Consider the following 19,456-nt stretch of genomic DNA (forward strand, 5'->3'; position numbering starts at 1 on the left):
ATTCACACGGGAATATCCGTCGAATTGGTTCAACGACGGGGTGGGCGACGGGGGCCCGGCGCGTGGGGCTACCGGGTTACGGCTGCACGCAGGGGCGCGGTCGCGAAGGATCGCATGCCGTCGTCGAACGTGACGGCGGGCGCCCAATCGAGCTCGCGGCGCAGCCGCTCGGACGATGCCGTGATGTGCCGCACATCGCCGAGCCGGAATTGCCCGGTCACGACGGGGGCAGGTCCGTCGGTGGCCTGGCTGAGGGCCGCGGCCATCTCCCCGATGGTGTGCACGACACCACTGCCCACGTTGAACGGGCGGAACGTAGACGGCCCGGCACCCGCGGTCCAGTCGAGGGCGGCGAGGTTCGCCGAGGCGACGTCGGCGACGTGCACGAAGTCACGACGTTGTCGGCCGTCCTCGTAGACGCGCGGGGCCTCACCACGTTCCAGGGCCGAGCGGAACAGCGACGCGACGCCTGCGTAGGGCGTGTTCTGCGGCATCCCCGGTCCGTAGACGTTGTGGTAGCGGAGGGCAACGGCCCGACCGCCGGTGGAACGCGCCCACGCCGACGCGAGGTACTCCTGCCCCAGTTTGGTGCTCGCGTAGACGTTGCGCGGGTCGAGCGGGTCGTCTTCGGAGACCAGCAACGGCTCGAGCGCCTCGCCCGTTGCCTCGTCGACGGGATCGAACACCCCCCGGAGCAGATCGGCCTCCCGGCGCGGACCCGGACGGGTGAAACCCTCGGGTCCGCGATAGCTGCCCTCCCCGTAGACCACCATCGACGACGCCAAAACGAGCCGGTCGATGCCGGCCGAGGTCATCGCCGCGAGCAGCACGGCCGTGCCGACCTCGTTGCTGTGCACGTAGTCGGGGGCGTCGGCGAAGTCCACGCCGAGGCCGACCTTCGCGGCCTGGTGACAGACGACATCCGTGTCGCGCAGGGCGAGGGCGACGACGGATGCGTCGGTCACGTCTCCGACAATCACGTCGACACCCGCGGGCAGCACGGGAAGACCGCCGTGCACGTCACTGCGGAGGGAATCGAGCACCCGCACCTGCCAGCCGCGGGCGAGCGCGCCGGCGACGACGGCTCCGCCGATGAAGCCGGCCCCGCCCGTGACGAGCAGACGCCGGGTCACCTAGGGTCTCCGGCGGTGCCCACGGCGTGGGCTGCGTCGGCGGAAAGCGGCGGGCGGCCGAGCACAGCGCGCACGTGCTCAGGGGCGATCAGCACGCGAGGAGCGAATTCAGCCGGCAGGGCGTGCAGAATTCCGTCGATCGCGGCAAGGATGCGCGGTTGAGCGGCCCGAAGGCGCTCAAAGACCAAGTCGGCGGAGACCGCGTCCGGGTCGGCGGCGTCATCGAGGACGGGAGCCAGCCCCGCGTCGGAGTCAGTGACGAAGGAGAGGTTGACGGTGCCCATATTGAGTTCGGCAGCGAGAACGACCTCCGGGTACTGCGTCATGTTGACGGTGTGCGCCCCGGCGGCCCGGTACCACAGCGATTCCGCCCGGGTCGAGAACCTCGGCCCCTGGATCACGACGCAGGTGCCGGTCGGCGCAAAGTTTTCGTCCAGCGCCTCGAGCGCTCCGATGGCCAGACGGCGCAAGGCCGGATCGAACGGATCGGCCGCCGCCAAGTGGGCGACGGTTCCCCGGTCGAAGAAGGTGTCGGCACGCGCCGACGTGCGGTCGATGAATTGGTCGGTCACGACCAGGCGCCCCGGCGGGTAATCGGGGCTGACGCCGCCGACCGCCGACGAGGAGATCACAGCCGTGACCCCCAGCGAGGCCAGCGCCCAGATATTGGCCCGGTAGTTGATCAAGTGCGGCGCCACGGAGTGGTCGCCGCCGTGCCGCGGCAGGAAAGCGACCCGGCGCCCAGCCCGCAGGCCGATGGTGATCGGCGCCGAGGTAGGTCCGTAAGGTGTGTCCACGTCGACGGATGCTTCAATTCCCGCGTCGAACAGGCGGTACAGCCCGGATCCGCCGATGACGGCGATTCTGACGTCAGCGCTGGTCATCAGCGCGGGTAGACGCGGATCGGGGCCGCCAGAGGACCGGCCTGACTGACCGCGAACGCGGACAGCAGTCCGTCTCCCGAGAAAGCAACGGAGGCAACGGTCGTCTCACCGCCGGAGACGAGGTACCGCTCTGCCGCGGCGATCGCAAGGGTAGCGGCGCCGCCGGCCTGAACCGTCACCGTGAAGGATTCGCCCTGTTCCGGCGCGACCGTGTACGTCGCGCCCGTGCTGCCGGTGTTGACCAGGTTGAGTTGCGGGGAGGGGCCGTCGGCTGTCGCCACCAGGAACTCGTCGGTGAGGGAATCCGACGACGCGAACCAGGAGAAGTCGCGGCCGGCGGAACCTGCCGCAGAACTCTGCGCCGCCGCCACGATCGGTTCGTCCGAGGTCAGCTTCAGCGAATAGGTGCCGGAAGCGAGCCCGGTCAGGGGCACTTCAGTCGCCACGCCGGGCTGGATATCGACCTCGAGCGACGAGCCATTGGCCTGGCCGGAGGCATCCGTCACGCCGACCTGCACGGTGGCCGCCGCCGTGCCGGGCACGAGCACCCGCACGGTCGTCACGTCGTCGGCGAGGCCACCGACTTCGGTCGCAGCCTCCGCCCCGGTTCCCGCCGTCACGATCACACCCGCGATGAACTGCGATTCGGCCGGGCCGCTCGAGGCGCCGATGAGGTCGACGCCGCCGGGTTCGAGCCCGCGCACGATGCTCTGCTGGAGCGTGGCCGCAACCTGGCCGCCGTGCGATTGCATGTGCACCACGGGCGATCGGAGGTTGGGCGCCAGCCCCGCGAGGGACACGACGCGCTGCGAGCCGGGCTGCACGAGAATGCCGGTCGAACCGGGTGCATCCACCTCGCCGGTCTCGCCGAACACGGTCAGGTCGACGGTGGCCACGACCGTAGTGGGGTTGCTGAGCAGCACCAGGCTGGTGCGTCCCACGTCGGTGGAGCCGCCGACGAGCCAACTGTCGCCGGCCGCCTCGCCGCAACCTGCAACGGCCAGCCCACCCAGCGTTTCACCGGCCGCGATCTGGGACTGGCTCCCGGTTACCAGTGGAGCCGCCGCAGACCCGGGTGGCGTCGGCACGCGCAGGAGAAGCGGAGCGCCGGAGGAGTTCGCATTGTCGGGGGCAGCCAGGTCAGTGGATTCCGGCTGGATCCAGTCGGAATCGGCCGCTGCCGGGCGGGCGCCGAAGACGGCTGCGGCCGCTCCGACCGAGCTCACCGACTGCGCCTGGCTCGAGTCCTCGGCCAGGGTGAGGAGCGGGCCCGGGCACACCCGCTGCTGCTCGCTTGGAGTCGGAGAGACGACGACGGACGTCGGTGCGGCTTCCACGGTGGGCCAGGCGATCAGCCCGGCCGCGCCGACGGATGCGACGATGACGCCGAGACCGGCCAGCCCGGCGACGGCCCGTGCACCGAACAGGGCGGCTGCGCGTTTACTGGGCATGATCGTGTTCCTCCGAACGGGATGCGGGGGCGTCAGGGTCTGCGGGGCTGTCGTCGGCTGAAGCGACTGTCGCTGCACCGTCTGTCGCTGCGGCATCGGCTTCTGCTGCGTCTGTCGCTGCGTCGGCCGTGTCGGTGCCGGCCGCAGGGCCTGTCGGTCGGGGGTCGGTTGGTGCGGGGTCAGTCGCGCCGACATCGGTCACGTCTGCGGGCACGGCAGGTTCCGGGTTCGCTTTCTTGCGGGCCGCCGCCTTCGCGAGGCGCTTGGTTTCCTTGGTGCGGGCCTTCGCCGTATTCCGAATGGCATCCCGGCTGGCCTGCCGCACCGCTTCCGGTCCGGCTCCGGTCGGGAGCGACAGAAGCACGGTGGCGCCGAGCACGAACACGGCTATCAGGAAGAACACGAACCCGAGGGTGCCACCGGCGTTCGCCGGGATGGCGCCGTTCTCGGCCGTGGCGACCTGGGCATCCGTCACCTCGTACTGCCAAAGCCGGCCGAAGACCGTGTCGCCCACGGGGGCGAGGGCCGCGTTGCCGTCGAGGGCGGTTGTGGTGCGGCCGAGGGTTTCGGCGGCGGCCGGAGTGGCCGCGTCCGCGGCGCCGGGGCCGGTGACGGTGACGGTGGCCGGGCGAAGCAGCACGAATCGGATGCCGAAGTCGGCCAGTCCCGCCGCACCGTCGAGCCCGCTGCGCGACGCGAGATTACCGGCCAGCGTGGCGAGCTCCTCTTCGCGTCCGGACAGGGACGAGTCGGTGCTGCTGAGAGTGGACTGGGCGTTCAGGGTGGCTCCGGATCCACGCACGATGGTGGCGAGAATGCCGCCGTCGGGCTGCGGCACGATGTGCAGGGTGCCGACGCGGGCATCCGTCTGCGCCTCTGCGCTGACGAACGCGGGCTGCGTGCGGTCGATACCCTCCCGCACGACGCTGGTGCCGAGGGGCAGGGCGGCGACGAGCGGGGCCACCACGATCACGAGCGCGACGATCGCGGTGACCGCGGGGGCGATGGCGAAACGGCGCATCCCGCGGAGAGCGAAGACCACCGCGCCGACCAGACCGAGCCAGTAGAGGCTGAGCCCGGCCCCGGCCCAGCCGGCGGCCGTCTGGCCGCCGATCGCGGTGAGGTGCAGTTGGCTGGCGGCGATGGCCGTGGCCGCACCGAGCAGCGCGGTCAGCAGCGAGAAGCTCGCACCGCGGGCACCAGGCAGGAACAGAGAGAGCACGCCGAGCACTGCGAGCGGCACCAGCAGCACCGGAACAAGCACGAACGCGTCGACGCCAGGCAAGCCGAGCGTTTCGAGCAGAGGCGTCCAACCGCCGAGCTCCCCGGTCGGGAAACCGAGCAGAAGCTGCCACACCGACACGTCGGGTCCCGGCAGGGGCACGCCCGGGTCGGCCAGCAGGGCGAGCCAGTTGCCCCTCAGTCCCTGATCCCAGATCAGGGGCGCTGCGAGGGCGAGGGCGGGCAGTGGGATGCCGATGAACCGCATACCGCTGCGGCCGCTGACGAGCATGGCGATGAGCCAGACCACCAGGAGTGCGGGCGTGAGCGACGGTGCGGCGGCCGCGATAGCCGCGAACAGGAGGGCGGCGGCGGCGGATGCCGACCAGGAGCGAGCGGCCATGAACCCGGCGAAGAACAGCCACGGCAGCAGCAGGTGCACGAGGATCGCGGCCGGACGACCGGCGGCGAGCGCGCTGAGGAAGGTGGGTGCGAGCATCCAGAGCACGGCGGCGATGGCACGGATGGAGGCGCGCTCGGAAAGCCTGGTCGCAGCCAGCCAGGCGCCGAGGGCTGCCAGTGGCAGGGCCAGGAAGTAGAGCAGCACGAGGGAGAAGGAAGGTGCCCAGAAGGTGAGCGAGCCGATCACGGCCAGCACGGCGGCGAATGGGTCGGCGCCGCCGACGAAGCCGAGGCCGATGTCGCGCCAACCGTAGCCGATGCTCTGCCAGAGTTCGGCGGGGGTGGCGGCGAGGGGCAAGAGGCCGCCGCCGGTGAGAGTGCGGGCACCGATCAGGGGCGCCAGGACAATGAGTCCGGCGACCAGGGCGGCGAGAACGGTCCAGGCGCCGCCACCGGAGAGGAAGCGAATCTCAGGCACCTCACCGTTCACACCGGTCAGGCTGGCCTCACGCCGGAGAGCCTGACGTCGACGCACCTCGGCCGCGGGAACGCGCAACGATGCGACCGAGCTCCAGCCCAGCGATCGGGTGGCCCCGAATCGGCGGCGGGCGGCACGCACCCGAACCCCGCTGAAGGCGGTGGCGAACGCGGCGGAGTACTCTCCCAAGATCGCGCCGGGTTCCTTCTGCAGCAGCTGCACGACCGAGCGCAGCAGCGCGAGCGGAACCATCGCCAGCCAGTGGAAGGGGACCATCCAGCTCGGGGAGTAGACCAGGCGACGATGTAGTTGCGCAGCCCGCATGGTGCGCAGCCTTTTGCGGCGCGCCCGACCCCGGGAAGAGCCACTCGCGCCGGCCACGCCGTCACCGGCCGTGGCCACCTGGGCCGCGGCGACACCGGAGACGCGGTAGCCGGCCATCCGCACCCGAACGCAGAAGTCGAGGGAGTCGTCGGCAGACGGGAGCGCAGGGTCGAAACCACCCAGTTGCTGCCAAACGATGTGACGCACCAGCATTCCGCCGGCACTGACGCCGAGCACATCGCTCATGCCGTCGTGCTGACCCTGGTCGAGTTCGCTCTCCACCAGGGTGACGGTCGCGCCACCGGGCGTCAACGACTGCCCGAAGTCGTGGATGTAGTCGCCGGCGTCCCAGTGCATGACCTTCGGTCCGGCCACGGCGACGGATGGCGCGATCTCCAGTTCGCCGAGGAGGGCCGCCAGGGCACCGGGCTCGGGTGCGCTGTCCTGAGCGAGGAGCCACAGCATCTCGCGGTCGGATTCGGGTGGAGTTACGACCCGCACGGCCGTGGCGATGGCCTCGCCGAAGCTGAGTCCGGCATCCGCTGAGATGAAGTGAGTCGGCCCATAGGCAGCCAGAAGCGCCGCTGTGTTGTCGGTCGAACCACAGTCGACCATGATCACAACGTCGGGCTGGCGCGTCTGGCGACTCAGCGCCTCGAGAGTTCTCTTGAGGTGTTTCGCGCCGTTACGGGCGACAAGGATGGTCGTGACTCTGGCATGCATATGGGGAACAGCCTAGGTTGGATCGGGCCGGATAGGGGCAATCTTGAGGGTGAGCCTCGAAATTGCTGAAGATCCGGCTTAGCTCGCCCGCTTGCGCAGTTTGCGACGTTCTCGTTCGGAGAGCCCGCCCCAGATGCCGAACCGCTCGTCGTTGGCCAGGGCGTACTGCAGACACTGGGTTCGCACCTCGCACGAGGAACAGATTTTCTTGGCATCGCGGGTCGATCCGCCCTTTTCGGGGAAGAACGCCTCAGGGTCAGTCTGCGCACACAGCGAATCCGACTGCCACGACAGAGGATCGCCGTCGCCCACATCTTTTCGAACACCAGGAACGCCAAGACGAACTGGGTCTACGAACCAGTCCTCCGGTACCCCGGCACCAGACTCTGATAGCGCCATATCGTCATCCACCCCACTGCAAAATGTGCCCCAAAATTACGCGTCAGCCCTAATTACAGCCGTGTAATTCCCTGCCGTCAAGTCGCAGATAGTAAACCCTCAATATTCGCTAGAGGGTTTCGACTCGCCCAAGAGCGAAAATCGTTCGGAATTGTTTAGTCGCCGAAGCTACGGGGTGAGGGATGCCGCCTGTCGCGATTCCCAGGCGCTGTGCACCATATCGCTCAAGGTGTGGCGCATGACCCAGTCCAGATCGCGGGCGGCGAGGTCACCGGAGGCAACGATCCGGTCGGGATCCCCCGCCCGGCGCGGGCCGATCACGGGCTTGAAGTCGATCCCGGTCACGGCGGACACGGTCGACATGATCTCGCCCACCGACACTCCGTCGCCGCTGCCGAGGTTGTAGACGGGCAGCACGGGTGTGCCGGCATCCAGTCGGCGAGCCGCGGCAACATGCGAGACGGCGAGGTCGACCACGTGAATGTAGTCGCGAACGCAAGTTCCGTCGGGGGTGGCGTAGTCGTTGCCGTTGATGCTCGGGGTGCGCCCCTCCATCAGAGCGTCGAAGACCAAAGGGAACAGGTTGTGCGGGCTGGTGTCGCGCAGGTCGAGGGCACCGGAGCCGACCACGTTGAAGTAGCGCAGCGCGGTGTAGCTCAGGCCGGCGGCGACGGCCTGATCGCGCAGCAGCCACTCGCCGATCAACTTCGACTCCCCATAGGGGGATTCGGGGTTCTTCGGGGTGTCCTCGGTGACCAGATCGGTGTGCGGGGTGCCGTAGACGGCCGCACTCGAGGAGAACACCATCCGTCCGACCTGGGATTCCTGCATGGCCGACAGCAGCGTGGCCATGGCCGTGACGTTTTGCTCGTAGGTGTGCAGCGGGCGCTGCACCGAGACGCCGGCGTACTTGTAGCCGGCCACGTGAACGACCCCGGTGATGGTGTGCTCTGCGAAGGTGCGCATCAGCAGGTCGCGGTCAAGGATCGTGCCCCGCACGAAGGGGACGTCGGCAGGCACGAAATCGGCGTGGCCGCTGGAGAGGTCGTCGATGACGACCACCTCGATTCCTTCCTTGCGGAACGCACGAACGATGTGGGAGCCGATGTAACCGGCACCTCCGGTGACAAGCCAAGCCATCTGAACCTCGCAGGATCTGACGGCAATCGAGCATTGCCGCGCCACAAGCCTAGCCTTGGGCCGACGGAGCGATCAGGTAGGTCGTCAGCGTGGCAGGTCGTCGGGGCGGATGTTTCGCCGCGCGACTTCCAGGCGACCGTACCCGTCGGTGCCCAGACCCCGGAGCGTCGCCAGAACGCCCCACAGCGCAAGGGAGCCGAAAGAAAGAAGAAGAATGATAATGGTCATGGCAGAAACTCTAAGTATTGAGACTTCCTGCCGAAAGTGGCAGGATTGCCAGTGACCGACGTGTTCCTGCCAATTCCAACGTGAGGGCTTTTTCATGCTGCGCAAAGTTGTCTGCGTCGCCCTCCCGGGGCTGGCGCCCTTCGAATTCGGTGTCATCTGCGAGGTCTTCGGCATCGACCGCAGCGAACATGGCGGCCCGGTGTTCGACTTCCACGTGAGCGCGGCGGAGCCAGGCCCGATCCACACCAAGCTCGGTTTCGACATCGTCGTCACCGAAGACCTATCAACCGCAGCGAACGCAGATCTGATCGCGATCCCGGCCTACGAGGCCGGCGAGCCGGTCCACCCTGAGATTCTGCGCGTCGTGCGCGCGGCGGAGGCCCGAGGGGCCTGGGTGCTCAGCGTGTGCAGCGGGGCGTTCGTGCTCGGCGCTGCGGGCATCCTGAACGGTCGTCGCAGCACGACCCACTGGATGTACACGGATGCGCTCGCGCGCGCCTACCCGGAAACCGATGTCGACCCGAATGTTCTGTTCGTCGAGGACCGGAGGGTGGTCACGGGCGCCGGCACCGCGGCGGGCATCGATGCGGCGCTGCACATCGTGCGCAAGGAACTTGGCGCAGCGGCGGCGAACGTCATCGCCCGGCGCATGGTTGTCGCGCCGCAGCGGGACGGTGGGCAGTCTCAGTTCATCTCGGCGCCCATGCCTGAGTGCCGCAGCGACTCGTTCGCGGCCGTGACCGAGTGGATGCTGCAGAACCTCGACCAGGACCTCACGGTCGACCAGCTCGCGCGGCGGTCGCTGATGTCGCCGCGCACCTTTGCCCGCCGGTTTCGGGCAGATCTGGGAACAACGCCGACCGCGTGGCTCAACCGGCAGCGGCTGTTGCGGGCCCAGCAAATGCTCGAGGAGACAACACTCGGCCTCGAGGAGATCGCCGCCGAGACCGGTTTCGGCGTGGCGGCCGTGATGCGCCACCACTTCGTGAAGGTGCTGCAAACCTCTCCTACGGCCTACCGCCGTACCTTCGGCGCCCGCCGCGTCGGCTGACCGCCCCTCGCCACCCCCGCCGAACCCGACCGCTAGCCGACGCGGCGTCGGACCCGCGTCAGCCGTTCGGGGAATGGCGGGAACGCCGTCGAGGGTGTGCGCAGGTAGTCGTCCTCAAGCGCCGTGACCATCGCGTTTAGACACAACCCCCACCGTTTACGGAAGAACGCAGAGCTGAACCTCAGGGTGCGTCCGTTCTTGATCGCCACCAACAGATCACGTTCCCGGTCGGTTTCGAACGCAAGCGGATCGTCATGCCAGTCCTTGCCATCAATCTCGACAAAGGTGGACGGCCCGATCTGGCCATCGAGACGCCCGACACCGCAGACGAATGGTTGCGGCACGAATGGGACCCTTGAATACCGGGTTCTAGAGCAAAATCTCCGTCGAATTGGTGAGGGGCGACGACTCTGGGGTCGTAGCCAGGAAGACCTCGCCAACCCCGGCGAAGGTGAGCGTGCCCTCGTCGGGCGTGATGTAGACCGACTCTCCGCGTTTGAGGGCGACGGATGCCCCCGCACCGGCCACGAGGAATCCCCCGGCCGTGCAGATGGCGATTGCGGGCCCCGTCAGCGTGAACTGCCTCATCGGCACTGCGCCGTCGGCGCCCGGAGCACCACCCTCAGCCTCCGCCGCGATATGCACCAGCGCGAAGTCGTCGACGTCGGGCCGGAACTCCGAGACGCCCGGGGACGACACCACTGGCGACAGATATGGCACGGGAAGTGGCGTGAATTCAAGCACCTCGAGCAGCTCGTCGACGTCGATGTGCTTGGGGCTCAGCCCGCCGCGCAACACGTTGTCCGACGCGGCCATCAGCTCCACGCCGAGACCGGACAGGTAGGCGTGGATGTTGCCGGCCGGCAGATACAGAACCTCGCCGCGTTTGAGTGACACCCGATTCGTCAGCAGCGAAATCACGATGCCGGGGTCGCGCGGGTAGGCGTGCGCGAGGTCCCGCACGGTGGCGAGTTCCAGTGGGTAGTCGAGGATCGCGCCGTCTTCGGCCAGCTCAGCCGCGCCATCGGCGAGCGCGACGACCCGTTCCACCAGCCAGGCCACCTCACCGGAGTCTCCGCCGCGCCCGTCGCGCAGCAGCCAGTCCACAGTGTCCCGCAGCGCGTCGTCGCCCAGCAGGCGGCGCTCGAGCGCGTCGAGCGCGCCGGACTGCGGGTTGTCCGAGGCCACGTCGAGAGCCCGCAGTTCGCCGAGGATGCCGCGGATATCGGTCAGTTCACGGAACCCGCACAGCGCCTCGAAGGTCTCGCTGAGGGCGAAGATGACTTCGGGCTTGTGGAACGGGTCGCGGTAGTTGCGGTCTGCGGCATCCGTCGGGATGTCGGCCTCATTCTCCAGGGCAAATCCCGTGCGCGCGCGTTCCGAGGTCGGGTGCGCCTGCAGCGAGAGCGGGCTCTGGGCCGCGAGAACTTTCAAGAGGAACGGCAACCGTGGCGCGGCCGGCGAAGACGTTGCGCCGAGCGCGGCACCCAGGGCGACCTCCGGCGAGGCCGCGATCCAGTCCAGCAGAGTGGCGTGGCCGCCAACCTGTCCAGGGTCCTTGATAACACTCGGCGATCCCGGATGCGCACCGAGCCACAGTTCGGCCTCGGCCTTGCCCGACGCAACGTAGCCGAGCAGACCCGCGATGGCGGTGGTCGAACCCCAGGCATAGTCCCGCGGTGAATTGGTGATGCCCACAAACATGGCGCTCTCCTGCACTCTTAGGTTTAGACCAAACTACCAACCGCTTTCAGCGAGTCGACCCAGCGATCTAGGCTGCAAAGATTAGACGACCGCCGCAAGCGAGGCCGTCGCCACCCCTGCAATGGAGCACCTGATGACCTTCGAGCTACTGCCCAGCGACTTCTACGGCTACGAGAACCTGCTGACCGATCTGGAGAAAACCGCGCTCAGCAATCTGCGCGCCTACCTCGAGTCCGACGTTCGCCCGATCGTGAACGGATGCTGGGAGCGCGCTGAGTTCCCGTCCGAGGTTGTTCGGCCGCTGGCGCAGCTCGGGGCATACTCCTTCGGCTGGCCCGAGACCCGCCCGTTCGAGAACTCCGCGGTGTTCCGCGGATTCGTTGCCCTCGAGGTCGCGCGCGTGGACGCATCCGTCGCCACGTTCGTCGGGGTGCAGAATGGGCTCGCCTGCGGCACCATCTCGGCGACGGGGTCGCAGGAGCAGCGCGACGAGTGGCTGCCGCGCCTGGCGAGCGGCGAGCTCGTGGGCGCGTTCGGACTGACTGAGCCGCTCTCCGGCTCGGATGCCGCGCAGGGCCTGCGCACGACGGCCACCCGCACGGGCGATACCTGGGTACTGAACGGCGCCAAGCGCTGGATCGGCAACGCCACTTTTTCCGACCTGACCATCATCTGGGCCAAGGACACCGCCGACGGTATGGTCAAGGGCTTCATCGTGACCACCGACACCCCCGGTTACAGCGCTACGCGGATCGAAGGCAAGATCAGCCTGCGCTCGGTGCAGAACGCCGACATCGTGCTGGAGAACGTGGTCGTTCCGGAGAAGAACCGCCTACAGAACGCGAACTCGTTCAAGGACACCGCCAAGGTGCTGCGTCTGACGCGGGCCGAGGTGGCCTGGGCTGCCGTGGGCACCTCGATCGGCGCTTACGAGGCCGCCGTCGCCTACGCCAAGGAGCGTGTGCAGTTTGGCAAGGAGATCGGCGGTCATCAGCTCGTGCAAGACCTGCTGGTGAAGTCCCTCGGCAACATCACGGCCAGCCTGGGCATGGTGGTGCGGGTCTCACAGATGCTCGACGAGGGCACCCAGCGCGATGAGCACGCTGCCCTGGCCAAGCTCTACACCACGGCGCGGATGCGCGAAACGGTCGCCTGGTGCCGTGAGCTTTTCGGCGGCAACGGAATCGTGCTCGACTACGATGTGGCCCGCTTCTTCTCCGACGCCGAAGCCATCTACTCCTACGAGGGCACCCGCGAGATGAACACCCTGATCGTGGGCCGCAGCATCACCGGCCAAGCGGCTTTCGTCTAGCCGAGCCGGCGACTGCGACGGATGTCGCGGCGCAGGTTGTGGAGCGCGGCGCACGTTCCAGCGTGCGCCCGCTTCCGCAACCTGCGCCGCGAGGCTATGCGAGGGTCAGGAAGAGCTTCTCCAGCTCCTCGACGGTGAGGGAGTTCTCCCCCTCCGGATTGTCGAGGCACTCGCGCATGGCCGTGGAGACGATGACAAACCCGGCCTTGTCGAGGGCGCTCGACACCGCGGCGAGCTGGGTGACGACATCCTTGCAGCTGCCGCCGGCCTCGACGGCGGTGATGACCGCCGCGAGCTGGCCCTGAGCCCGTCGCAGCCGGTTGAGGATCTTCTTCTGGTTCTGTTCGGTCGGACCAGGGGTGATTTCGATCATGCGGGAATCCTCTCAGAGTTCGAGTCGCGGGTGGGCATCAGGCTGAGCGAGGTAACACCTGCGGTCCAGGTGCGGTAGCCACCGTCGAGGTTTCGCACGTCGAGCCCGCCCTGGCTCAGGATGCGGGCGGCAGTGTGGCCGCGCTGGCCCACCTGGCAGTGCACGATCAGCGGGCCGTCGGGCAGATCGGGCAGTCGTTCGCGGATTTCGTCCAGTGGCACGTTGATGGCGCCCGGGATGTTGCCGGCCGCGAACTCCCCCGCCGAGCGCACGTCCACAAGCACCGCGCCCGCGTCTCTGGCCGCGGCAAGCTCGTGCCATTGCAGCGCGCGGGTCGTGCCTGCGGCAAGGTTTTCGGCCACGTACCCGAGCTGGTTGATCGGGTCCTTCGCCGACGAGTACTGCGGCGCGTAGGCCAGTTCGAGGCGGGTCAGCGCGGATGCCGTCAGCCCGCCGGTCATGGCCGTCGCCAGGATGTCGATGCGCTTGTCGACGCCGCTGCCGCCGACGATCTGGGCGCCGAGAATGGCATCCGTCACCGGGTCGATCAGGAGCTTCATGGACATGCCCTCTGCGCCCGGATAGTAAGTGGCGTGGGAGGCCGGGTGGGTGTGCACGACCCGGTGCGCGCGTCCCTGCCCCAGGATGCGTTTCTCACTCCAGCCGACCATGGCAGCCGTCAGACCGAAGAGGCCGAGAATGGCGGTTCCGAGGGCCGGCGAGGCCTCCCCGGGCTCGCCGGCGATGCTGTCAGCGGTCGCCCGGCCGTGCCGGTTCGCGAGGCCGGCCATGGTGATCAGGACACCGCTGCCGTCGATGGCGTCGATTTTCTCGACACCGTCGCCGACCGCGTAGATCGACGGGTCGTTGGTCTGCTGGCTGCCGTCGACCTGGATGCCGCCGCTCGCCCCGATCGTGATGCCCGCCCGGGCGGCGAGCGAGGTGTCCGGAAGTACGCCGACGGAGTCGATGACGAGGTCGGCCGGAACGACGGATCCGTCGCTGAGTTCGACTCCCCCGTCGGCGGAAGCGACCACGGTCGTGTTCAAGCGCACGTCGACGCCGTGCACGAGCAGCTCGTCGAAGATGGGCGCGGCCATCTCGGCGTCGAACGGCCCGAAGACCTGAGAGCCGAACTCGACCAGGGTGACGTGCACGCCGCGGTGCACGAGATTCTCGACGGCTTCGAGGCCGATGAAGCCGGCACCGATGACGACGGCGGAGGCCTGGCCCGTGACGCCGGCCAGAAGCGCGGTGATGTGGTCGACGTCGTCGACCGTGCGCAGGGTGCGGGTGGCGAGGCCGGCCGGCGTGATGCCCGTGCGAGCCAGGGCCCCGGCTGCCAGGATGAGGCGATCGTAGCTTTCAGTCGTCTCGGCCCCGGACCGGGTCTGCCGCACGGTGACAGTCTTCGCGTCGCGGTCGATCGCGGTGACCTCGTGGTCGACGCGCACGTCGAGGCGGAACCGGGCGGCTAGGGATTCGGGCGTCTGGAGCAGGAGGTCGCCGCGGTCGGAGATTACGCCGCCCACGTAATAGGGGAGTCCGCAGTTTGCGAACGAGACGTAGTGGCCTCGTTCAAATACACTGATGTCGGCCGTCTCGTCCAACCTCCGCAACCGCGTCGCCGCCGACATTCCGCCCGCAACTCCACCGACAATGATCGTTTTCATTTCAAACCTCCGGGATTAGTATACCCCAGGGGGTATGAAAAGTGACCGATGACCACCCTGGCACGCTCTAGCCTTAGACACATGCCAGCCGTCCAGAGCCGCTTCGTCGTTCGCGCCTTCGCGACGCTCGTCTTCTTCTCCGCCCTGGCCGGGCAATTCTGGCGCAGCCTGTTCGGCTGGTGGGGCTACGGCGCCATCGCCCTGGTCGTCGTCGCGGGCGGCATCGTCGCCCTGGTGAAGCTGAAGCCCGACTGGATGTGGCCACGGTTCCCCCCGTCGCTCGTGGCGTTCCTCGGTCTTGCGACCCTGTCGCTCGCCTGGTCGTTCTACCTCGGCGCCTCGCTGATCGGGGTCACCCTGCAGTGGGCGACGACGCTGACCGCGCTCTTCCTGGCCCTGTGCCTGAGTTGGGCGGAGCTGCTCCGCACCCTTTCCGCCGCGCTGCGCTGGATCCTGGCCCTGTCCCTGGTCTTCGAACTGATCGTCGCCGTCTTCGTGCGCCGCGCCGTACTCCCGTTCTGGGTCGACTACTCCGGCCAGGATGTGCCGCAATCGTTCTACTGGTCCCGCGGCATCCTGCTGCAGGGCGGCCCGATCGAAGGCATCGTCGCCAACCGCAACCTGCTCGGCTTCGTGGCACTGATCGCCGTGATCGTGTTCGCCGTGCAGCTCACCGCCGGTACCGTGGGGCGCGGCTGGGGCTGGGCCTGGCTGGGCACCGGGGTGCTTGTGCTCCTGCTGACCCGGTCCGCGACCGTAGCCCTCGCTGCCGCCGCCGTGGCCCTCGCCCTGGTCTTCGCCCTCTGGACCCGCCGCCGGGAACCCGAGAGGCGTCGAGTGGTCTACGGTGTTGCCGCGGCATCCGTCGTCGTCAGCGGCACGGGCCTGGCCCTTCTCACTCCGCAACTCCTCACGCTGCTCGGCAAGTCGGCCGACCTCACCGGCCGCCTCGACATCTGGCGCAGCGTGGCAGGGCTGGCCGCCGAGCGCCCGGTCTTCGGCTGGGGCTGGGTGAGCTATTGGGCTCCCTGGGTCGAACCGTTCCAGGGGCTCGCTGTGCGCCGCGGAGTCACCTATCTGCAGGCGCACAACGCTTGGCTCGACGTGTGGCTGCAACTGGGCGTCCTCGGGCTGATCGTCTTCGCCGCCCTCGTCTTCTCCACGCTCTGGCGGTGCTGGTTCCTCGCGGTCGACCGACCGCGGCGCGGGCTCGCCGATACCGAACCGTTCGCGGCTTCCGCCCTACTGCCGCTGCTCCTGTTGGTGGCCCTGATCGCCCAGAGCCTGGCCGAGAGCCGCATCCTGATCGAGTCCGGCTGGCTGTTACTGGTCGTGCTCGCCGTCACCACGAAGCGCCAACAGGCCACCAATGAACGGATGCCGTAGGCGTAGCGTGGATACCAGATGACCTACCGCGCGAATCCCCCCGCAGTGCCGGCGCCGCTCTCGCGGCTGTTCGCCTCACCCCGGTTCGCGTCCGCGCTGACACTGGTCATCATCGGCTTCGCCTTCGGCGCCACCGCGCTGCGGGCCGTGATCGGCCCGCCCGGCGTGGTCGGTGTGCTCGTGGGGCTCGTGGTGCTGGCGGCGTTCTCGCTCACCGCCCGCCGGGCCGGCGTCGACTGGCACGGGCTCTTGCCGATCTCGATTATGGTCTTCGTGGGCTGGTGCGCCCTGTCGGTGATCTGGTCCGGCTACCCCGTGCACACCATCAGCGCCTCGCTCTATCAGCTCGCATTCACCTTCCTGGCGATCTACATCGCCCTGGCCCGGGACACAATCCAGGTGGTGCGGGCCACCGGCGACGTGCTGCGTCTACTGCTCGGGGTGTCCCTGGCGCTGGAGGTCGTGTCAGGCCTGCTGCTCGACATGCCCATCGCCTTCCTCGGCATCCAGGGCAACATCGCCGACCTCGGGCCCGTGCAGGGCATCTTCGGCTCCCGCAATGTGTTCGGGCTCGTGTCGCTGATCGCGGCAGTCACCTTCACGGTCGAGCTGCTCTCCCGGTCGGTTCGGCGCGGGCTCGGCGTCGGCTCCGTCGCACTCGCCGTATTCGGCCTGCTCCTCACTCGCTCCCCCGTCATTCTCGTGGTGGCCCTGTTCGTGGGCCTCGCCGCCCTGGCACTCACGTTGCTGCGCCGCACGCCCGCGGAGAGCCGGAAGCTGCTTCAGATCACCCTGCTCGGCGCCACCGTGCTCGCCGGGATCACGGTGTTCGCGGCCCGGGAACGCATCGTCGAACAACTCAACGCTGGCAGCGAGTTCGAGGCCCGCTACTCGCTGTGGGGGGAAATGTTGCGCTTGGCCACGCTCAACCCGCTCGAGGGCTGGGGGTGGGCCGGCCTCTGGCCCGTCGGTGTCACCCCGTACGGCTGGCTCAGCTTCGTCACCGAGCGCCTGCAGACCTCCGGCCTGAACGCGTTCATCGACGTATACCTCCAGGTCGGACTGGTCGGCCTGCTGTCCTTCCTCGCGCTCGTGCTGCTCGCCTTCTGGCGGTCATGGCTGCTCGCCTCCGACAAGCGCTCCCTGGTCTACGTGTGGTCGCCTTTGGTGCTGGTGATCCTGCTGGTCACCTCGGCGGCGGAAAGCAATGTGCTGGTGGACTTCGGCTGGCTGTTGCTGCTGATCTGCGCGGTCAAGGCAGCCCAGGGCAAGAGCTGGCGAAGCCTGCTGCAGCCCAGCCCGCGCCGCTACCAGGAGTAGCGGCGCCGCAACCGGAGTTACCCGGGCGGCGGCTCAGACCGGCTGCGCCAGATCGCGCACAACGTCTTGCAGGCCGAGGCCGAAACGGCGGTAGTCGCCGGCACGCCAGCTGGCGAAAACGGAAGCGACCCGGGCCGCGCGCAGGGGCGGGAGGGTGCTGCGTCGGCGTTCGTGGGCCAGCTTGGCGTCGATCAGGGCGAGGGTGTCGGCTGAAGGTGACGGCTGCAGCTGCGCGGCCCGCGCCTGCAACGCCTGGGCGCGGGCCAGGAGTCGGGCGTTGCGGGCCGTGCGCGGCGCGCGCAGCCGGCCCAGCTTGCCCGCGGCGTCGAGGCTGGAGGCGCCGATCTGGTTGCCCGCGTGCTGGCGGTAGTCCAGCAGCGGCAGGGCGAGCAGGTCCACCTCCCCCGTCGCGGCGGCCACGATTGCAAGCCACTCGTCGTGCACCCAGGCGGCCGGAAACGGGCAGGCGCGTTGCACCAGCCCTCGACGCAGCATCGCTGTGGCACCGGTGACGATGTTGCGGCGCAGCAGGAGGTCAAAGGCGTGCCCCTCATGCTCCGCAGCCTGCTCGGCGGCGGACACTCCGAGAGTGGCCAGCAGGGTGCGGCCCGTCGGTCGGCCGATCTCGTCGACGAGTCGGGCATCCGTGTGGAGCAATTGCAGGCCGGGTCGGGCCCGGAACTCGGCGCGCAGCAGGGCCAGCCTTTCCGGTGGCCACACGTCGTCCTGGTCGCTCAGCGCGATCAACTCGCCCGCGCACGCGGCGAGCGCCTGCTCAAAATTCGCGGTGACGCCGAGCGGCGCCGGGTTGCGGATGACACGCAGGGTCACGGGTTGGCCCGGATGTTCGCCCTGCCACGCTGCGAAGATTCGGTCCACAGCCTCCGGGGTGCCGTCAGTTGAGCCGTCGTCGGAGACGACGATCTCGCCGGCGGGCTCGGTCTGACCGAGGATGCTGCGCAGCTGTTCCTCGATGAACGCGAAGCCGTTGTAGGTGCAGAGGGCCACGGACACGCGCGGCACGGATGCCCCGGGCGAGCGAGCGGAGGAAGCGCTGGAGCGAACCATCAGCGTCGTTTCAGGCCGACCGACAGGACGCCGAGGAAGAGGCCACCCATGACCGTCTGCGAGCCCAGCATCATCAGCAGGGCCGAGGGGATTGCCACCCGCACGGTGGCGCCGGCCTCGAGTGCGCCATAGCCGCCGGCCGCCCAGCCGATCAGCTGCGACAGGGCGATGCCCAGGCCGATCAGGAACAGCACGACCCCGAGGATCGCTCCGCTCTCGAGGCTGATGCGTTTCTCGAGTCGTTCGAAGTTGCGGCTGCGGGGGATGCGGAACCCTTCGTGCTGCGCGTAGATCTTGGTGAGCAGGGCGAACAGGAAGGCCTGGTAGCCGACGACCGCCAGGGCGGCCAGGTAGATCTGGCTGGAGTAGGTGAAGCCCACCTCCCCGACCACGACGGGCCCGAAGCCGAGCAGCACGGTGCCGACGAGGCCGATCAGGAACGCGGAGATGCCGGGGATCAGGAACAGCCAGCGCGGGCTGAAGATGAGCAGGAAGCGCAGGTGACGCCAGCCGTCACGCCAGCTTCGCAGGTGCGGCGGCCGGCTGCGGCCGTCTTTTTTGAGCGTGGTGGGCACCTCGCTCACCCGGGACCCACCCAGGGTGGACTTGACGACCATCTCGCTGGCGAACTCCATGCCCGAGGTCTGCAGGTGCAGGGCGAGCATCGACTGGCGATTGAAGCCGCGGAGGCCGCAGTGGAAGTCTTTGATCGGGGAGCGGAACAGGGAGCGCCCGATCCAGGACAGCACCGGGTTGCCGAGGTACTTGTGCAGCGGCGGCATGGCACCGGGTTCGATCCCGCCGCGGAAGCGGTTGCCCATCACCAGTTCGTCGCCCGCCCGCAGCCGTTCCACGAAACCGTCGAGCTCGCTGAAGTCGTAGCTGTCGTCGGCGTCGCCCATGATCACGTAGGCGCCGCGGGCGGCCTCGATGCCGCCGATCAGGGCGCTGCCGTAACCCTTTTCCGCGACGTCGACGACGCGGGCCCCGTGGGCCTCGGCGATCAGCTGGGAGCCGTCGGTGCTGCCGTTGTCGGCGATCAGGACCTCACCGATGATGCCGCTGCGCCGCAGGTACCCGTGGGCCTTGTCGATGCAGATCGCGAGCGTCTCGGCCTCGTTGAGGCACGGCATCAGGATCGAGAGTTCAATGCTTTCGGTGATTGTCATGCGTTGTGCAAGTCCCG

17 protein-coding genes are annotated in these 19,456 nt (G+C 68.5%); 4 read left to right on the forward strand and 13 right to left on the reverse strand.

The window, feature by feature from the left end; all coding sequences use genetic code 11:
* Positions 1 to 68: 68 nt before the first annotated feature.
* From E3O65_RS00450 to E3O65_RS16530, 7 genes are all read right to left on the reverse strand, one after another.
* Positions 69 to 1,133 carry an NAD-dependent epimerase/dehydratase family protein gene (locus E3O65_RS00450; protein WP_134361791.1) on the reverse strand — a complete coding sequence of 355 codons (1,065 nt, stop codon included), beginning with the start codon at positions 1,131 to 1,133 and terminating at the stop codon, positions 69 to 71.
* Positions 1,130 to 2,017, reverse strand: a complete 888-nt coding sequence (locus E3O65_RS00455) for an MTAP family purine nucleoside phosphorylase (protein WP_134361792.1) — start codon at positions 2,015 to 2,017, stop codon at positions 1,130 to 1,132. Before E3O65_RS00455 ends, E3O65_RS00450 begins: the two co-directional genes overlap by 4 nt.
* Positions 2,017 to 3,468, reverse strand: a complete 1,452-nt coding sequence (locus tag E3O65_RS00460; RefSeq protein ID WP_134361793.1) for a DUF5719 family protein — start codon at positions 3,466 to 3,468, stop codon at positions 2,017 to 2,019. Before E3O65_RS00460 ends, E3O65_RS00455 begins: the two co-directional genes overlap by 1 nt.
* The gene (locus E3O65_RS00465) at positions 3,458 to 6,616 is read right to left on the reverse strand and encodes a glycosyltransferase (protein WP_134361794.1); all 3,159 of its coding nucleotides are present in this window, start codon (positions 6,614 to 6,616) and stop codon (positions 3,458 to 3,460) included. Before E3O65_RS00465 ends, E3O65_RS00460 begins: the two co-directional genes overlap by 11 nt.
* A gap of 78 nt (positions 6,617 to 6,694) precedes the next feature.
* A complete protein-coding gene (locus tag E3O65_RS00470) occupies positions 6,695 to 7,015 on the reverse strand; it encodes a WhiB family transcriptional regulator (RefSeq protein ID WP_134361795.1) in 321 nt (106 codons plus the stop codon).
* A 168-nt stretch (positions 7,016 to 7,183) separates the two neighbouring features.
* Entirely contained in the window at positions 7,184 to 8,155 is a 972-nt protein-coding gene (gene galE, locus E3O65_RS00475; RefSeq protein WP_134361796.1) for a UDP-glucose 4-epimerase GalE, read from the reverse strand.
* Between the two features lie 84 nt (positions 8,156 to 8,239).
* The gene (locus E3O65_RS16530; protein WP_166785605.1) at positions 8,240 to 8,383 is read right to left on the reverse strand and encodes a hypothetical protein; all 144 of its coding nucleotides are present in this window, start codon (positions 8,381 to 8,383) and stop codon (positions 8,240 to 8,242) included.
* Between the two features lie 94 nt (positions 8,384 to 8,477).
* Here E3O65_RS16530 and E3O65_RS00480 point away from each other — a divergent pair, with 94 nt between their 5' ends.
* A complete protein-coding gene (locus E3O65_RS00480) occupies positions 8,478 to 9,434 on the forward strand; it encodes a GlxA family transcriptional regulator (RefSeq protein ID WP_134361797.1) in 957 nt (318 codons plus the stop codon).
* A 32-nt stretch (positions 9,435 to 9,466) separates the two neighbouring features.
* On the opposite strand, the gene E3O65_RS00485 is transcribed toward E3O65_RS00480, so the two are convergent.
* Positions 9,467 to 9,778 (reverse strand): hypothetical protein, encoded by a 312-nt coding sequence (locus E3O65_RS00485; protein ID WP_134361798.1) that lies wholly within the window; start codon positions 9,776 to 9,778, stop codon positions 9,467 to 9,469.
* A 25-nt stretch (positions 9,779 to 9,803) separates the two neighbouring features.
* Positions 9,804 to 11,138, reverse strand: coding sequence for a mannose-6-phosphate isomerase, class I (manA, locus tag E3O65_RS00490; RefSeq protein WP_134361799.1), 1,335 nt, complete (start codon positions 11,136 to 11,138; stop codon positions 9,804 to 9,806).
* Between the two features lie 133 nt (positions 11,139 to 11,271).
* Here manA and E3O65_RS00495 point away from each other — a divergent pair, with 133 nt between their 5' ends.
* Positions 11,272 to 12,450, forward strand: coding sequence for an acyl-CoA dehydrogenase family protein (locus tag E3O65_RS00495; protein WP_134361800.1), 1,179 nt, complete (start codon positions 11,272 to 11,274; stop codon positions 12,448 to 12,450).
* 94 nt (positions 12,451 to 12,544) lie between these two features.
* Here the strand turns inward: E3O65_RS00495 and E3O65_RS00500 are convergent, their stop codons facing one another.
* Together E3O65_RS00500 and E3O65_RS00505 are read right to left on the reverse strand one after the other, a co-directional pair.
* Positions 12,545 to 12,823, reverse strand: coding sequence for a metal-sensitive transcriptional regulator (locus E3O65_RS00500; RefSeq protein WP_134361801.1), 279 nt, complete (start codon positions 12,821 to 12,823; stop codon positions 12,545 to 12,547).
* Complete coding sequence (locus E3O65_RS00505) at positions 12,820 to 14,496, reverse strand: FAD-dependent oxidoreductase (protein WP_134361802.1); 1,677 nt, start codon at positions 14,494 to 14,496, stop codon at positions 12,820 to 12,822. Before E3O65_RS00505 ends, E3O65_RS00500 begins: the two co-directional genes overlap by 4 nt.
* Positions 14,497 to 14,577: 81 nt before the next feature.
* Between E3O65_RS00505 and E3O65_RS00510 the strand changes: the two genes are divergently transcribed.
* Both E3O65_RS00510 and E3O65_RS00515 read left to right on the forward strand, forming a co-directional pair.
* Entirely contained in the window at positions 14,578 to 15,882 is a 1,305-nt protein-coding gene (locus E3O65_RS00510; protein ID WP_166785606.1) for an O-antigen ligase family protein, read from the forward strand.
* A gap of 18 nt (positions 15,883 to 15,900) precedes the next feature.
* Positions 15,901 to 17,202: an O-antigen ligase family protein gene (locus E3O65_RS00515; RefSeq protein ID WP_134361804.1), complete on the forward strand. Its 1,302-nt coding sequence runs from the start codon at positions 15,901 to 15,903 to the stop codon at positions 17,200 to 17,202.
* A 33-nt stretch (positions 17,203 to 17,235) separates the two neighbouring features.
* On the opposite strand, the gene E3O65_RS00520 is transcribed toward E3O65_RS00515, so the two are convergent.
* The gene (locus E3O65_RS00520) at positions 17,236 to 18,270 is read right to left on the reverse strand and encodes a glycosyltransferase family 2 protein (protein WP_134361805.1); all 1,035 of its coding nucleotides are present in this window, start codon (positions 18,268 to 18,270) and stop codon (positions 17,236 to 17,238) included.
* Entirely contained in the window at positions 18,270 to 19,439 is a 1,170-nt protein-coding gene (locus E3O65_RS00525; protein WP_134361806.1) for a glycosyltransferase family 2 protein, read from the reverse strand. Before E3O65_RS00525 ends, E3O65_RS00520 begins: the two co-directional genes overlap by 1 nt.
* Positions 19,440 to 19,456: the final 17 nt, after the last annotated feature.

The sequence above is a fragment of the Cryobacterium breve genome, assembly GCF_004402375.1.
Classification (GTDB): Bacteria; Actinomycetota; Actinomycetes; order Actinomycetales; family Microbacteriaceae; genus Cryobacterium; species Cryobacterium breve.

Bases quoted from the DNA above. Each gene is read 5' to 3' on its own strand.
- E3O65_RS00455 (WP_134361792.1), bottom strand. From the start codon at position 2,017: ATGACCAGCGCTGACGTCAGAATCGCCGTCATCGGCGGATCCGGGCTG.
- E3O65_RS00460 (WP_134361793.1), bottom strand. From the start codon at position 3,468: ATGCCCAGTAAACGCGCAGCCGCCCTGTTCGGTGCACGGGCCGTCGCC.
- E3O65_RS00465 (WP_134361794.1), bottom strand. From the start codon at position 6,616: ATGCATGCCAGAGTCACGACCATCCTTGTCGCCCGTAACGGCGCGAAA.
- E3O65_RS00470 (WP_134361795.1), bottom strand. From the start codon at position 7,015: ATGGCGCTATCAGAGTCTGGTGCCGGGGTACCGGAGGACTGGTTCGTA.
- galE (WP_134361796.1), bottom strand. From the start codon at position 8,155: ATGGCTTGGCTTGTCACCGGAGGTGCCGGTTACATCGGCTCCCACATC.
- E3O65_RS16530 (WP_166785605.1), bottom strand. From the start codon at position 8,383: ATGACCATTATCATTCTTCTTCTTTCTTTCGGCTCCCTTGCGCTGTGG.
- E3O65_RS00480 (WP_134361797.1), top strand. From the start codon at position 8,478: ATGCTGCGCAAAGTTGTCTGCGTCGCCCTCCCGGGGCTGGCGCCCTTC.
- manA (WP_134361799.1), bottom strand. From the start codon at position 11,138: ATGTTTGTGGGCATCACCAATTCACCGCGGGACTATGCCTGGGGTTCG.
- E3O65_RS00495 (WP_134361800.1), top strand. From the start codon at position 11,272: ATGACCTTCGAGCTACTGCCCAGCGACTTCTACGGCTACGAGAACCTG.
- E3O65_RS00500 (WP_134361801.1), bottom strand. From the start codon at position 12,823: ATGATCGAAATCACCCCTGGTCCGACCGAACAGAACCAGAAGAAGATC.
- E3O65_RS00505 (WP_134361802.1), bottom strand. From the start codon at position 14,496: ATGAAAACGATCATTGTCGGTGGAGTTGCGGGCGGAATGTCGGCGGCG.
- E3O65_RS00510 (WP_166785606.1), top strand. From the start codon at position 14,578: ATGCCAGCCGTCCAGAGCCGCTTCGTCGTTCGCGCCTTCGCGACGCTC.
- E3O65_RS00515 (WP_134361804.1), top strand. From the start codon at position 15,901: ATGACCTACCGCGCGAATCCCCCCGCAGTGCCGGCGCCGCTCTCGCGG.
- E3O65_RS00520 (WP_134361805.1), bottom strand. From the start codon at position 18,270: ATGGTTCGCTCCAGCGCTTCCTCCGCTCGCTCGCCCGGGGCATCCGTG.
- E3O65_RS00525 (WP_134361806.1), bottom strand. From the start codon at position 19,439: ATGACAATCACCGAAAGCATTGAACTCTCGATCCTGATGCCGTGCCTC.